Consider the following 14,696-nt stretch of genomic DNA (forward strand, 5'->3'; position numbering starts at 1 on the left):
GCCCTACCCCTTGGTGTTATCGGTTTTAGCGTCAAGGCGGAAGCCTTCGCGCACCGAATCGCGGATGACCCGAAGATTGTCCCCGCTCTGACTCACCGCCACTTGCAAATCATCGGCTGCCAATTGCAGGCGTTCACCCGCGTGTAAGAAACGATCCTGAATCACGTGAATAGCTTCGGCGGCTTTGCGCAATTCCGCCGTTAATACCGCCACATCGTGCATCAAGCTATTTTCGGCGTGTTTAAAGCGGGGCATAATATATAACGTGGTCACGTTTTCAACATTTACCAACAATTGCGTCCGCGCATCTTGCAGACGTAAATGAAAATACGCAAAGAACACATAACACACAATCGCCGTAATCGTGGTACTCAAGGCATTCGACATGCCGCCAATAATCGTACCCATTTGCTGCATGTTTTCCGGCGAATCCAGCAAGCCTGCCGCCCCCATCAACGCAATCGAGAGCGACACCACTGTACCAAACACCCCGGCTAAAATCAGAATGTTATGAACGAATCTTACCAAGGTAAATTGCGTTGACATTCCGGCGGCTAAGGTAGACGCCAGTGCCGCTTGATTCACCGCCGCGTGCTGGCGGGCAATGGTTTGTACCGCATGGTAACGATCCACAATCATTGCCGCTTCTGGTAAACCGTAAGCGGGGTTCGGTGCATTTTCATCCACGCGCTTCAAAAAGCGTTGCAATACGTCCTGTTCACGGGTGAAACCCAAGAACATAAAAATCATGCGCACCAAGCCGATGAGGAAAATCAATAAAATAATCCCGTTCAGCACCAACCCCAATTGTCCTGCTTGCGTCGAGTAGAAAAATTGTGCGACTTGTTCCTTGTTGAACAACACGACGACGCCCAACAAGAATAAGACGACCAACATCTGTAGCAACGTCAGGTAGTAGCGCGTTTTAATCGGTTTCAGCATTAGTTTCAGTATCCTTGACATACGGATGGCGTGGCATGGTTTCGACCGGTACGGGTTCGGTAATGTTCCGCCCCGATGAAATCCCTAACTCCGACAGTTTGCGCACCCCCGGCAACACACTGCGTTCCAGCGAACCTAGTGCTTTATTGTAGGTATCCACGCTGCTGCCGAGATTACGCCCCAAACGCTCCAGATGGTCAAGGAAAACCGCAAGGCGTTTGTGCAACTCTTCACCCAAATCGCGTACCTTGCTGGCATTTTCAGCTAATACCGTTTGTTTCCAACCAAACGCCACCGCTCGCAATAACGCCACCAGCGTACTCGGTGTCGCGAGAATCACCTTATCGTTGAGGGAGTCGTGCAATAAGGTTTTGTCCTGCTCCAACGCCGCGCCAAGAAATTGCTCACCGGGGATGAATAGCACCACAAAATCCGGCGACTGCTCAAATTGTTCCCAGTAACGTTTGCCTGCCAGTACTTTGACGTGATCGCGCACATGGCGGGCATGGCGTTGCAAATGCCGCTTGCGGCTGTCTTCATTGTCGGCATTGACGGCATCGAGGTAGGCATCCATCGGTGCTTTCGCATCCACGATCATTTCGCGTGCATCCGGCATTCGGATAACCATATCCGGGCGAATGGTGCGCTCGCTATTGCTACGCTGAGTTTGCTCAACGAAATCGCAGTGTTCAATCATGCCAGACAGTTCGGCAATCCGGCGCAAACTCAATTCACCCCATTGCCCACGAATACCAGGAGTACGCAATGCCGATGCCAAACGTCCGGTTTCATCGCGCAACGCGGTTTGGTCATGCATCATGCCGCGAATCTGTTGGCTCAAAACCCCGAAACTCGTCAGCCGATCTTTTTCAATCTGCTGAATTTGCGCCTCAGTTTTTGCCAGCGCATCCCGAATCGGATCAACCAAATGCTGAATCGACAACTGACGTTGTTCCAAATCGGTACGCGATTCCACCTGAAACCGCCCCAGCGTTTCATGCGCCAATTGCAGAAACTGGGTGTTATTGTCGCGCAATGCCCGCTGCGATAACGAAGCAAAGGTATGATGCAAGCGATCTTGCGCATCATCCAACATCCGCAAGCGTTCTTCGTTGATTTGCTCTTCCGTTTGCCGTAAGAGTTGCAGGCGTTCTAATTCACGCTGTGCCTGCCGCAACGGTGCGCTGTAAACAAAGTGAGCTAACAACGCCCCTAACGCAAACATAATCAGCGCCGTGAATACCACAATATTGTCATCAATGAAGCCGCCCAATTGAAACGAAGCGCTCTCCATCAAGTCAACCACGCCAGCAATTCAGCCGGATGCGTAAGGCTGCCATCCGCAGGCCACCCATGATGCTCATTGTTGGCATTCAAATAGCCCCACTCGGCAATCAGCGTTTGCATCCCGGCATTGCGCCCCGCCACAATGTCGCGTTCCGCATCGCCCACATACAAACATTGTGCGGGCGCAATGCCGCAACGTTGCGCCGCCAACAACAAGGGTTCGGGGTGCGGCTTAGCCACGGGCAAAGTATCGCCACCAATAATGCACGCCGGGCGCGTGTGCAAATCCAAAGCGGTCAACAAAGGAAATGTCAGGTATTCCGGCTTATTGGTCACAATGCCCCACGGAATTCCACCCGATTCCAAGGTTTCTAACACGGCTGGCATCGCCTCAAATAAGCACGAATGGTTGCTGATATTCGCTTGATAATAATCGAGAAAGATCTCACGGCGGCGCTGCAAATCGGCGGCACTTTGTTCGGTGCCAAACGCTAATTCCAACATGCCAATGCTGCCGTGGGAAACGGTGTGACGCGCTTGAGCGAGGGTAAAATGTTCGCGCCCTTCGGCAACTAACACGGCGTTTAACGCGGCTAACAAATCGGGTGCGGTATCCAGCAACGTGCCATCCAGATCAAATAACACACACTTTATCGGTAAAAAAGAACTTGTCGGCATCAGATGCATCCATACAATCAGTATTTTTTAGGAGATGATTATGTCACGAATCAAACAGGCGCTGATTATCGCACTATTGGCACACGGGGTGCTATTTTCCACGACCGCATCCGCCTTAAGTATGCTGGACGGCAAAACCGTCACCTTTGAAGAACTCGTCGGCAAAGGCAAATGGACAGTGATGGAAGTATGGGCATCCGATTGCCGCGCTTGCCGTGCGAGTGCGCACCACACTGTGGATTTTGAGGCGACGAACCCCGAAGTCGATGTGATTGGTATTTCACTAGACGATACCAGCGGCAAAGCCAACGCCGAAAAATTCATTGACGAACAAGGCTTTACCTTTACCAATTTATTGAGCAACCCTTCAGAAGTCGACAAATACTTGTACACCACCGCCAAAGAAAGTTTCATCGGCACGCCGACATTTATCGTGTACAACCCGCAAGGTAAATTGTTAGCCGTACAACCGGGTATGGTCACTGCTGAGGACTTAAGTGCGTTTATTCAAAAGCAATCGGCAGCAGAAAAATCAGCACAACCGGCTTCGTAAAGATTTTACCGGTGGGGAAGCATGGCGCACCCCCCACCGGCATTTCACGAATGATCGCGTTCGGGCAAGGCGATATTTAATTCCAACACATCAAAATCAGCACCTTTCTCAAATTGAACGGTGACTTGATCCTCGGTAATTAATACGTATTTACGAATTACTTCCATAATATCGCGGCGTAATTGTGGCAGATACTCCGGGCCATTGCGGTCAAGACGCTCATGCGCAATTACGATTTGCAAACGCTCTTTGGCAACCTTGGCGCTGGTTGGTTTCGTTTGCGTAAAATAATTAAACCATCCCATAGATCACCCAAACAGCTTTTTAAAGAAACCCTTTCTCTCCACTTCCAAGAAGCGGTGCGGGACTATTTCACCCAAAAAGCGGCGCACAAAATCGTCGTATGCCTGACCAGCATCGCTGGCTTTATCGAGAATAACGGGTGTACCACTGTTGGAAGCTTGCAACACGCTTTGTGATTCGGGAATCACCCCGATCAGCGGCACAGCAAGAATTTCCAGAATATCCTCCATGCCTAACATTTCACCCGCCTGCACCCGTGCTGGGGAATAACGGGTGATTAGCAAATGTTCACGCACACTTTCACCGCGTTCCGCCCGGTGCGTTTTACTTTGCAGCAAACCTAAAATGCGGTCGGAATCGCGCACCGAGGAAACTTCAGGGTTAGTTACGACAACCGCATCATCAGCGTAATACATCGCCATGTGCGCACCGCGTTCAATACCGGCAGGGGAATCACACACAATGAAGTCAAAACCGAGCGCGTGCAACTCGTCCATGACTTTGCCCACGCCTTCAGGGGTCAGTGCGTCTTTATCGCGGGTTTGTGACGCTGGCAAGACATATAAATTTTGTACATGTTTATCGCGAATCAAGGCTTGATTGAGTGACGCTTCGCCATTAATGACATTCACGAAATCGTACACCACGCGCCGCTCGCACCCCATGATCAGGTCAAGATTGCGCAACCCAACATCGAAATCAATCACAGCGGTTTTGTAACCGTGTATAGCAAGCCCCGTCGCAAATGCCGCGCTTGTAGTGGTTTTGCCAACCCCGCCTTTGCCTGAGGTAACGACAACTATTCTGCTCAAAAGATGCTCCTTTTTATTAACATCGTGTCACGGGTATCACCGGTCTAACACCTTAATGATATTAACAGATACAGCCGCTATTATTTAGTATAAATAATGAGAAGTTCTCAGAACATTGGGGTGATTTTCAACTTTTCACCGTCCAGCCAAACCATTGCGGGAGAACCCTTCAAATTGGTCTCAATGTCATCCAGCAAGCGGTAATGCCCGGCAATCGACACCAATTCAGCTTCCAGCTTCTGGCAAAAAATGCGTGCACTGGTATCACCACCTATACCGGCTAGTACTCGCCCGCGCAAAGAGCCATAAACGTGCACCGACCCACCGGCAAGAATTTCCGAGCCTGCGCTAGTGTGCTGTAAAATGACCAGATTGCCTTCAGGAAAATACACTTGCTGACCAGAACGCAACGGACGATTAACCACCTTCACGCTCGTTAACGGATGGCAAGGCGTATCCTCTGTTAACACCTCTTCCGTGACAACCTCAACCGGACGTTCACCACGACTCGGCGCTCCTGTGGCTCGCCCAGAGCGCAAAACCGCCCACCCTGCCTGCATCGCCAAATCGCGGCATTCTTCGGCAATATTGCGTATCCCGACAGGAATGAAGCCTAATTCCACCAATAAACGGCGCAACGCTGCAAAATCTAATTCAGCACAGGTTTCGCCCAATTGACCGCAATCAACCAACAGCGGGCTATTATCAAACAATTGCGGCAAGCTATTCTGCTTGCTTTTCACGCCATCTTGAATCAGCGCCAGATCCACGGATGCCAGCCGCAACACACTCAGCAACGTCATTTCACCCTTGATTTCAACCGGTTCTTCCGCCACAACCCTGACTCCTGACTAAAAAACATTTGAACCTGACACTAACCTTAACCGACACAAGGTACAACATTGTGCACACCGTTTTTGATAAAAATGTTTTATCCTAAAAACTTATCAACCTATAATTAAAGTATATGTAGAACAAAATTAAAGATTTTTCCTGATTTCTTACCGTGGGGGCTTCATTATTATGTACAGGGGTACAGTTTTTAGACGTCTAGGTGTTACTGCCTCGATGTTAATCGCACTGGCGTTGCCAATTTCTGCCATTGCCGCATCAACATCCGCAGAGGCTGTGAAACACTTTGCCAAGGCTACAACGCTGTTGGCACCCAGCACTAACCAGCAACCGGATGTTGCTAATGGTCTAAAATCACTTGAAAGCGCGGCGGCTTTGGGCTATTCACCGGCGCTTTTCGAGCTTGCTAATTTCTACGAAAACGGCATCCATGTAAAGCAAGACACCGCCAAAGCGGTTAGTTTTTACGAACAAGCGGCAACACTCGGTCATGTTGACGCACAATACAATTTAGGGCTGTTGTACTTACGCACGCTCAAAGACATCAATAAAGCGCGTGATTGGCTGGAACGTGCCGCTCAGCAACAGGATGCCGAAGCGCAATACAATCTCGCTTTGCTGCATGATTTCACCACAAGCGAACACGCTGACCCAGCAGAGGCAACTTTCTGGTATCAAAAAGCCGCGCAAAATCAACATACCAATGCCCAATTCGATTTGGGGGTACGTTACCTGCAAGGCACGGCGTTACCACGAAACTTTACACAAGCGGCACATTGGTTTCGCAAAGCCGCCGAACAAGGTGATGCCGCCGCTGCGTTTAATCTGGGGCTAATGTACGAAGAAGGCAAAGGCTTAACCCAGAGCCTCAGCGATGCCATTCACTGGTATCGCAAAGCCGCAACACAAGGTGAAGCAGGCGCACAATATAACCTCGGCATCAAATACTTGACCGGACAAGGTATCACCCAAAATCGTGACACCGGCATTGATTGGATACGCAAAGCCGCCCACGGGGGCAATCCGGCAGCGCAATACACCCTAGGGTTTATGTATGGTTCAGACCTCCCCAAAGACACCGATATGGCGCTGCATTGGTATCGCCAAGCCGCCGCGCAAGGCTACACCGATGCACAACTCGGCTTAGCGATTATGTTTGCCAACGGCCAAGGCGTCAAAACCGACTTAGCCGAAGCACACCAATGGTTTAATAAAGCCGCCGAAGCCGGTAATGCCAGCGCCCAGTTCAATTTAGGCACGTACACAGCGCACGGCATTGGCACTGCCAAAGACCTTCCCACGGCAGCTTTTTGGCTATCACGTGCCGCCGCCCAAGATCATGCCGGTGCAATGGCTAACCGCGATTATGTCTTGCAACGCCTCACTCAGCAGGAACGTGACGAATTAGCCCATCGCCTCAAAACTGCCACAGAAGCTATACAGGTTCAGGACAAACACGCCGCCATCCGCTAGAATCCGGGGCTTTCCAGAATAAAAGCCCGAATTCATGCCTGCATTGCTCAAGCCCCAATTCCCCGCCGCTCCCAACGGTCACGTCCGCTGGGGGCAATTGTATGGCGCATCCCTCGACTGGCTGATCGCCCAATCTGCGCAAGGGTTTGACGGTTTACTGCTGCTGGCAGTGCCGGATGTGCATACCGCCTATCAGATGGAATCCGCGCTGCAATTTTTCTCCCCGGAAATCCCGCGTCACATTTTTCCCGATTGGGAAACCCTGCCCTACGACGTGTTTTCGCCGCACGAAGACATTATTTCCGAACGATTGAAAACGCTGGCGACGCTGCAAAACCTGAAGCGCGGCATCCTGCTCGTGCCCGCCACCACGCTGCTGCATCGGCTTGCCCCCACCAGTTACGTACACGGGCATACCTTCGTAGTGCGCAAAGGTTCGCCGCTCAATATCGACAAATTGCGCAAGCAACTCGAAGAAGCAGGCTACCGCAATGTTAGCCAAGTGATGGCGCATGGCGAATACGCGACGCGGGGTTCGCTGGTCGATTTGTTCCCAATGGGCAGCCATACGCCTTACCGGATTGATTTGTTTGATGAAGAAATTGATTCGATCCGCACCTTCAACCCGGAAACGCAGCGGACAGATGTGGTGGTGGATAGCATCGAGTTGCTGCCTGCACGGGAATTTCCGCTGGATGAAGCGGGGATTCGTACTTTTCGCCAAAATTATCGGGCGCAAGTTGAGGGGGATTTGACCCGTAGCCGCATTTACGAGGGCGTGAGTCAGGGCAAGCCGCCAGCGGGGATTGAGTATTACTTGCCACTGTTTTTTGAGCATACTGCGACGCTGTTTGATTACTTGCCGAAAAAGACGCTGCTGGTACTCGCTGAGGGCGTGGATGCGGCGGTTAAGCAGTTTTGGGAGACGGTGGAGTATCGGTATGAGCAGCGGCGGCATGATGTGGAAAGACCGTTGCTTGCGCCGGAGAAGTTGTTTTTGACGGCGGCGATGCTGCAAAGCTGGGTGGGGGATTATCCACGGATTGAGGTGCAGCGGTTTAAAGAAATTGAGAAGGGAAAAGAGGGCGACCACCGGTCGCCCCTACACCCCGTAGGGGCGACCGGTGGTCGCCCTTCTTCCGACAACACCATTAATTACCCCATCGCCGCCCTGCCCTCGCTGCTCATCCACGCTCGCCAAGAACAGCCCCTATTCCTGCTGTTCAACTTCCTTAAAGACCTGCAAGGACGTGTACTGTTCACCGCCGAATCTGCCGGGCGGCGCGAGGCCTTCCTCACCCTGCTGAAAGACAATGGCATTGTGGTCAAAACGCTGGAAACATGGCAGGATTTCCTCGGTAGCAAAGCGGAAATGGCAGTCACGGTCGCACCGCTGGAAAACGGTTTCTGGCTGCCCGATGCGAAGATTGCGGTCATTCCCGAAAACCTGTTGCACGGGGTGCAAATCCAGCAGCAACGCCGTCGCCGCAAAGCCACCCGCGATGCCGATGCCATCATCCGCAACCTGACCGACCTCAACGAAGGCGCACCCGTAGTCCACGAGGAACACGGGGTCGGGCGCTATCTGGGGCTGGAAACGGTCACTGCGGGCGGGGTGACGGCGGAATATTTGCTGATCGAATACGCCAACCACGACAAGCTGTACGTCCCCGTTGCCGCGCTGCATCTGGTCAGCCGTTACACCGGGGCAGACCCGGAACACGCGCCCTTGCACCGCCTCGGCAACGAGCAGTGGGACAAGGCGCGACAAAAAGCGGCGGAAAAAGCGCGGGATGTGGCGGCGGAATTGCTCGACATCCACGCCCGTCGCGCCGCGCAGCAGGGGCATAGCTTCCCGTTTGACGACAACGATTACCGCCTGTTTGCGGGCGCGTTCCCGTTTGAGGAAACGCCAGATCAGGCACTGGCGATTGAAAACGTGATCAAGGACATGCGTTCCGCGCAGCCAATGGATCGGGTGGTGTGCGGCGACGTGGGTTTCGGCAAGACCGAAGTGGCAATGCGGGCGGCGTTCGTGGCGGCGAATGCGGGCAAGCAGGTGGCAATGATTGCGCCGACGACCTTGCTGGCGCAGCAGCATTTGAACAATTTCCGTGACCGTTTTGCGGACTGGCCGTTCAATATCGAATCGCTGTCACGCTTCAAGACCGGCAAGGAAACCAGCAAGGCACTGGAGGCACTCGCGTCCGGCAAGATCGACATTGTGATCGGTACGCACAAGCTGTTGCAGGACGATGTGCATTTCAAGCAACTGGGGCTGGTGATTATCGACGAGGAACACCGCTTCGGGGTGCGCGACAAGGAGCAGATGAAAAAGCTGCGTGCCAATGTCGATATGTTGACCATGACCGCCACGCCGATTCCGCGCACCCTGAATATGTCGCTGTCGGGCTTGCGCGATTTGTCGATCATTGCCACCCCGCCGACGCAACGCCACGCGATCAAAACCTTTGTGTGCGAGTGGAACAAGACCATCATTCAGGAGGCGTGTGCGCGGGAATTGTCACGCGGCGGGCAGGTGTACGTGCTGCACAATGAGGTCAAAACCATCGACAAAGTGGAGCAGGAACTCAGCGCGATGTTGCCCGGTGTGACGGTGCGCCATGCCCACGGGCAGATGCGGGCGAATGAGCTGGAAAACATCATGAGCGATTTTTACCACCAGCGTTTCCAGATTCTGATTGCCACCACCATCATTGAAAGCGGCATTGACGTGCCGACCGCCAACACGATTTTGATCAACCGTGCCGACAAGCTGGGGCTGGCGCAGTTACACCAGTTGCGTGGGCGGGTCGGGCGTTCGCACCACCGCGCTTATGCCTACCTGATTGCGCCACCGAAATCCGCGCTCACGCCGGATGCGGTCAAGCGGCTGGAAGCGATTGAATCGCTGGAAGAACTGGGGGTCGGTTTCACGCTGGCGACGCACGATCTGGAGATTCGCGGCGCGGGCGAATTGCTCGGCGAAGGGCAAAGCGGGCAGATTCAGGAGATCGGTTTCAACCTCTACAACGACCTGCTAGAACGGGCGGTGAAGGCGTTGAAGTCGGGCAAAGTGCCGGAACTGAGCGCCACCAGCCGCCGCACCACGGTGGAATTGGGTGCGCCTGCGCTGATCCCCGACGATTATTTGCCGGATGTCCATGCGCGGCTGATCCTCTACAAACGCATTGCCAGCGCGGAATCGCAGGCAGCACTGGACGAATTGCGCGTGGAAATGATCGACCGCTTCGGGCTGTTGCCAGAGCCGACCAAGACGCTGTTCAGCGTCACACGGGTCAAACTGCTGGCGCAGGAACTGGGCATCCGCAAGCTGGATATGCACGTCAAAGGCGGGCGGATTATCTTTGACGACAAACCGAATATTGACCCGATGAAGGTGATTACGCTGATCCAGAAACGCCCGTGGGTGTTTAAGCTGGATGGGCAGGATAAGTTGCGGTTTGAGGTGGAATTGCCGACGGTGGAGGAGCGGGAGGAGTGGGTGGTTAAGTTGATGGGGGAGATTGGGGGATGATTTATATCCATGAACGTTTGGGGCGATGCAAACTGGAGACAATATCCCTAGCTAACACACTAGCCTCTTCCACCGTCAAATTACCAAGGCTAATACGGATAGCAGGCGGCGATTGAAGCCGAAATGGATGACCGGCCTGCACTCCCCAGCCCTTCGCTGCTAATGCCTGCAACGTCGATGCTTCATCGACTACAGGTAGCCAGACATGCAATCCTTCCCCTGTAATGGGAATATCTAACCCCAAATCAGCCAAGCCATGAACCAGTGCCGCCCGACGCGCAGCATAGCTTTGTTGGGCATAACTTAGGACTTTATTTTGCTCGCTTTCCAACCATAAATGAGCCGCCAACTTTTGTAACAGCAGGCTAACCCACCGTGGCCCCAACGATTGTTGCCGCCTCATATCCGCTACAATAGCCGCCGAACCACTCACGACAGCAACCCGCAAATCAGGCCCTAAAAATTTGCTCACGGAAAGAATATAAAGCCAGTTGGCTGGCAAATTCAGCTTTGGTAAAGACTGATCTGCAATCGGTCCCCAATAGCCATCCAAAATAAATAAAGTATGAGGTTGTTGTTGCATCAGAGCTGCCATTGCATTCAACCGTTCCTCGCTCAAGGTTGCCCCTGTCGGATTATGGGCGCGAAGCGTCAAAATCATTGCCATCACCTGCTTGTCAGGTTTAGGTACAAGACAGCCGTGTGCATCCATTGGTAACGGTACAGGCTTGATACGCAAACTTGCCAATAATGCTAACAATGGTGGCCAGCATGGGTCTTCCACCCATACACGCGCCCCTGGTGTTACGCGCAATCGTAGTGCAATGGCAATAGCTTCCAATGTTCCAGAAAATACCCCCATCTCCGCAGAGGGAAGATGTTCTTTTGTCAACCAATGACGAGCAACATCCAGCAAACAGGAAGCATCACCGCTGGCATCATAACCTGTCAGTGACCCTTGCCTTGCCAACCACGCTGCATTGAGTGGCGGCAGAAGATTACCATCGACATTACCACTGGCTAAATCAATCAACCCTGCGGGTAGTTCCGTCAGCATATCGCCGTGGCTCGGTGGTAAAGCTACCGTCGTACCCCGTCGCCCGTCAGAAACAACCAAACCTGCATCCCGTAACTTGGCATACGCTGTAGCGACTGTATTCGGGCTAACACCAATCTGCTGCGCAAGCTCACGGATGGCAGGCAGCGATTCACCGGGCTTTAGCACCCCTAAACGAATTTGTTCTTCCAAACTGACAATAATCTCGACAGCGTTGGATGCCTTGATGTAATATGTATTCATTCATTAATTATATTGTATTGGTACAAAAATGAAAACCCTTATTGCATTACGTCACGTACCTTTTGAAGATTTGGGTGTACTTGAGCCTCTATTGATTCGTAAAGGTTACAAAATCTACTACTACGACATGGGTGTGCATGAATTATGGACACTTGATCCCGATAACATTGATTTGCTGGTGGTGCTGGGTGCGCCCATTGGTGCTTATGATGAAAAGGCATACCCCTTTTTGCAGCAGGAGCTGGAACTCATCCAGCACCGTCTAGCTGCACAGAAACCGATACTCGGTATTTGTCTAGGGGCGCAACTGATGGCACGGGCATTAGGAGCTACAGTGGCTAGTATGGGTCACAAAGAAATCGGCTTTGCTCCTTTGCAACTAACCGAAGCGGGCAAAGCGTCAGTCCTTGCTGAACTCACACCCGATGTACACGTTTTGCATTGGCATGGTGATCAATTTGATATGCCAGCAGGTACTGAAAGTTTGGCAACAACTAACCTTTGTCCCCATCAAGCATTTGCTTTGGGCGATTATGCACTTGGCTTACAATTCCACCTTGAGGTTGATACCAAACGCCTCGAACAATGGCTGATAGGCCATGCACTTGAATTAAGCCTTGCTGGTATTGATCCCAACACTATCCGTACACAATCCAATCAGTTTAAAGTCACATTACAACACGCCGCTGAAACTGTGTTTGGGCGTTGGCTGGATAGATTGGAGTTGTTGTGAAACAAAACTCATTGGGTATTGTTGAGTCAGTGCTAACGGGAAAAGCAAAACCTTACACACGACCGGGTACTTACAGTGCGATTGATAAGCAAGCTGTTTATTCAACCGTTTCAGTAAATGCTAATGGACTTGAAGGTGATGAACAAGGTGACTTGCGAGTACATGGAGGTGCAGATAAGGCCGTACACTTTTACGCACTTGAACATTACCCTAAGTGGATTGAAGAATTAGGTATGCTTCCTGCACTCATTAAGGCGGGTGCTTTCGGTGAAAACATTAGGACAAAGGGCATAACTGAATCCACTATTTGTTTAGGTGATCAGCTTTGTGTAGGCAGTGTATTAATGGAAGTTTCGCAAGCACGCCAACCTTGCTGGAAGCTCAATGACAGATTCGGCGTACCTGATATGGCACGACGACTACAGTCGAGTTTACGCACGGGTTGGTATTGCCGCGTGTTACAGGCAGGGATACTCAAAGCAAGTGATACTATTGATCTGGTAAATCGTCCCTATCCAGAGTGGACATTAGCCCGTTTGATGGAGTTTTTCTACAAGAATCCGTTGCATTACCCCTCTCTTGAACAAATGCTACATTTGCCATTAGTAAAGTCTTGGAAGCGGACAATAGAAAACCGTTTGCAATGTGGTGAAATTGAAAATTGGGACTCCCGTATAGATGGCCCAAAACAATAAGGTAGGAAAGCTAAACAATGGTAAAACACTATCGACTGATAGTTTCGTATAACGCACGGGCATGGTGTCATATTGATATTAATGTGCCGTGGACAGATGAGGCATTAGAGGATATACAAAATCGTTTCCCCTCTGATGCTGGTTATCATATTGAGGTTCTAGTCGCAACTGATGAACACCGTATTGTTGAGTATACTTCTCAAGGTTCGCGTTTATTGATGAGCGAGCCTATTTTTTGTTAAAAACCCATTTCAGATAAATTTAAATTTATTTTTTAAGAGAACCTAATATTTGATAGAGCAGAAATGATTTTCTAAAACATGATATGGAGTTAATTAAATGATTAGTCAAAGCATGGAATTGCCAGAAAACCACACTGAACAATCGGATAATAATTGCATCTTAATTCTTGACAAACTGGGGAAATCATGGTCAAGTCGCGCCCAAGTCAAGAATGATGAAATTGAAGTTGATTTAATTTACAATCCTGATCACGATGACTTTATTGATTCACTTTTACCCTTTCACGAACACCCACGTTACCTAGAAATTGATGACGAGACAAGAACGCTTATTCTCTCATCTGGGTGGATTGCATATAATGAAAAAACCATTGATATAGAAGCAAAAATAATATCTCCCGTTTGCAATCAACTCATCTATTCTGAATTACCCGGAACAAGTAACCATATAATAAGATGGTTAGCAGCAGAAACATTAGTTGATGAAGCATATCATATATTGATGGTATAGTCTTTTTTGGAGTGATGGCTACAATCTTGTATTTTACAATACATTGATATTAAAGAAATAATGTGGCTCTCGATTGTAGCTATCATTCACCAGGAGACTATATTGAATACTTGTTATACTTGCAGAAAACAGAGAGGACTTCTTGAATTAAAACTTCCAAGTTTTGACTTGGTAAATAATATTGAGAAAGAAGTTAGCAGATACTCTCATGATTGGCAGAAAAAACTAGTGAGACTAGCAGCCTGTGTTGTGTCAGAAGTTTTCATTAGTGACTACTTAAGTTTATTAGCAAATGCTGATGAAGTTCAACCAGTTAATAGAATTACAACAGATTATCATCGAAAAGATGAGTTGGCTCATAGCAGTATTTTTCGCAATCTCACAAAAGAAATATTTCATCACCTAAGTTACAAAGAAAAAACTTTCTTTTGCCAAGTATTACCATTGCCTGTTCATTGGTTTGCAAGTCAAGAATTTATTGTATGGGAGACAATACTTAACCAATTAAACTTTAAATATACGAATGAAGTGATTGGTGATTGCCGTGCAGAGTCAGAAATAAACTTAAATAGAATCGACTATTCCGAATTAATCCAACTCGCATCAGAAGTAGGAGTATTTGACATGATAGAAGGTAAAGAGTCTTTTGAGCGCCAAGGGTTATTATCTTAAATTTTCATGCTAGTACATAAAGTGGTTCTTTGAGATATTCGTGGTAGCAATGCATTTAAAAAATGCTATTGATAACAGTTAAACCATCAATAGCTTAAAATTCTT

Annotated in this window: 15 protein-coding genes; 8 read left to right on the top strand and 7 right to left on the bottom strand. The window is 50.0% G+C overall.

Annotation, left to right across the window (positions count from 1 at the left end):
• Nucleotides 1-3: 3 nt before the first annotated feature.
• From HMY34_RS01300 to gph, 3 genes are read right to left on the bottom strand one after another with little or no spacing between them, the layout of a single operon-like run.
• Nucleotides 4-942, bottom strand: a complete 939-nt coding sequence (locus HMY34_RS01300; protein WP_202717370.1) for a hypothetical protein — start codon at nt 940-942, stop codon at nt 4-6.
• Nucleotides 926-2,236, bottom strand: a complete 1,311-nt coding sequence (locus HMY34_RS01305) for a DNA recombination protein RmuC (protein ID WP_202719093.1) — start codon at nt 2,234-2,236, stop codon at nt 926-928. Before HMY34_RS01305 ends, HMY34_RS01300 begins: the two co-directional genes overlap by 17 nt.
• The gene (gene gph / locus HMY34_RS01310; RefSeq protein WP_202717371.1) at nt 2,236-2,907 is read right to left on the bottom strand and encodes a phosphoglycolate phosphatase; all 672 of its coding nucleotides are present in this window, start codon (nt 2,905-2,907) and stop codon (nt 2,236-2,238) included. Before gph ends, HMY34_RS01305 begins: the two co-directional genes overlap by 1 nt.
• Nucleotides 2,908-2,947: 40 nt before the next feature.
• On the opposite strand from gph, the gene HMY34_RS01315 reads away from it, so the two are divergent.
• A complete protein-coding gene (locus tag HMY34_RS01315) occupies nt 2,948-3,460 on the top strand; it encodes a TlpA family protein disulfide reductase (RefSeq protein ID WP_202717372.1) in 513 nt (170 codons plus the stop codon).
• 44 nt (nt 3,461-3,504) lie between these two features.
• Here the strand turns inward: HMY34_RS01315 and minE are convergent, their stop codons facing one another.
• The 3 genes from minE to minC all read right to left on the bottom strand — a co-directional run bounded on the left by minE (nt 3,505) and on the right by minC (nt 5,411).
• Complete coding sequence (gene minE, locus HMY34_RS01320) at nt 3,505-3,765, bottom strand: cell division topological specificity factor MinE (protein ID WP_202717373.1); 261 nt, start codon at nt 3,763-3,765, stop codon at nt 3,505-3,507.
• A 3-nt stretch (nt 3,766-3,768) separates the two neighbouring features.
• Complete coding sequence (gene minD, locus HMY34_RS01325) at nt 3,769-4,575, bottom strand: septum site-determining protein MinD (protein WP_202717374.1); 807 nt, start codon at nt 4,573-4,575, stop codon at nt 3,769-3,771.
• 107 nt (nt 4,576-4,682) lie between these two features.
• Nucleotides 4,683-5,411, bottom strand: a complete 729-nt coding sequence (gene minC, locus HMY34_RS01330) for a septum site-determining protein MinC (protein WP_228287949.1) — start codon at nt 5,409-5,411, stop codon at nt 4,683-4,685.
• A 232-nt stretch (nt 5,412-5,643) separates the two neighbouring features.
• Here minC and HMY34_RS01335 point away from each other — a divergent pair, with 232 nt between their 5' ends.
• Both HMY34_RS01335 and mfd read left to right on the top strand, forming a co-directional pair.
• The gene (locus tag HMY34_RS01335) at nt 5,644-6,900 is read left to right on the top strand and encodes an SEL1-like repeat protein (protein ID WP_202717375.1); all 1,257 of its coding nucleotides are present in this window, start codon (nt 5,644-5,646) and stop codon (nt 6,898-6,900) included.
• A 34-nt stretch (nt 6,901-6,934) separates the two neighbouring features.
• Complete coding sequence (gene mfd / locus HMY34_RS01340) at nt 6,935-10,438, top strand: transcription-repair coupling factor (RefSeq protein ID WP_202717376.1); 3,504 nt, start codon at nt 6,935-6,937, stop codon at nt 10,436-10,438.
• Between the two features lies 1 nt (nt 10,439).
• Here mfd and HMY34_RS01345 read toward each other — a convergent pair whose 3' ends face one another.
• On the bottom strand, nt 10,440-11,738 hold the full coding sequence (locus HMY34_RS01345) for an aminotransferase class I/II-fold pyridoxal phosphate-dependent enzyme (RefSeq protein ID WP_202717377.1): 1,299 nt from the start codon (nt 11,736-11,738) through the stop codon (nt 10,440-10,442).
• 28 nt (nt 11,739-11,766) lie between these two features.
• On the opposite strand from HMY34_RS01345, the gene HMY34_RS01350 reads away from it, so the two are divergent.
• The 5 genes from HMY34_RS01350 to HMY34_RS20450 all read left to right on the top strand — a co-directional run bounded on the left by HMY34_RS01350 (nt 11,767) and on the right by HMY34_RS20450 (nt 14,591).
• Entirely contained in the window at nt 11,767-12,471 is a 705-nt protein-coding gene (locus tag HMY34_RS01350; protein WP_202717378.1) for a glutamine amidotransferase, read from the top strand.
• Entirely contained in the window at nt 12,468-13,166 is a 699-nt protein-coding gene (locus HMY34_RS01355; protein ID WP_202717379.1) for an MOSC domain-containing protein, read from the top strand. Before HMY34_RS01350 ends, HMY34_RS01355 begins: the two co-directional genes overlap by 4 nt.
• Before the next feature lie 17 nt (nt 13,167-13,183).
• Complete coding sequence (locus HMY34_RS01360) at nt 13,184-13,408, top strand: hypothetical protein (protein ID WP_202717380.1); 225 nt, start codon at nt 13,184-13,186, stop codon at nt 13,406-13,408.
• Between the two features lie 97 nt (nt 13,409-13,505).
• A complete protein-coding gene (locus tag HMY34_RS20445) occupies nt 13,506-13,919 on the top strand; it encodes a diiron oxygenase (RefSeq protein ID WP_202717381.1) in 414 nt (137 codons plus the stop codon).
• Between the two features lie 102 nt (nt 13,920-14,021).
• Nucleotides 14,022-14,591 carry a diiron oxygenase gene (locus HMY34_RS20450; RefSeq protein WP_202717382.1) on the top strand — a complete coding sequence of 190 codons (570 nt, stop codon included), beginning with the start codon at nt 14,022-14,024 and terminating at the stop codon, nt 14,589-14,591.
• The last annotated feature ends 105 nt before the right edge of the window (nt 14,592-14,696 follow it).

The sequence above is a fragment of the Thiothrix subterranea genome, assembly GCF_016772315.1.
In the GTDB taxonomy this organism is placed as follows: domain Bacteria; phylum Pseudomonadota; class Gammaproteobacteria; order Thiotrichales; family Thiotrichaceae; genus Thiothrix; species Thiothrix subterranea.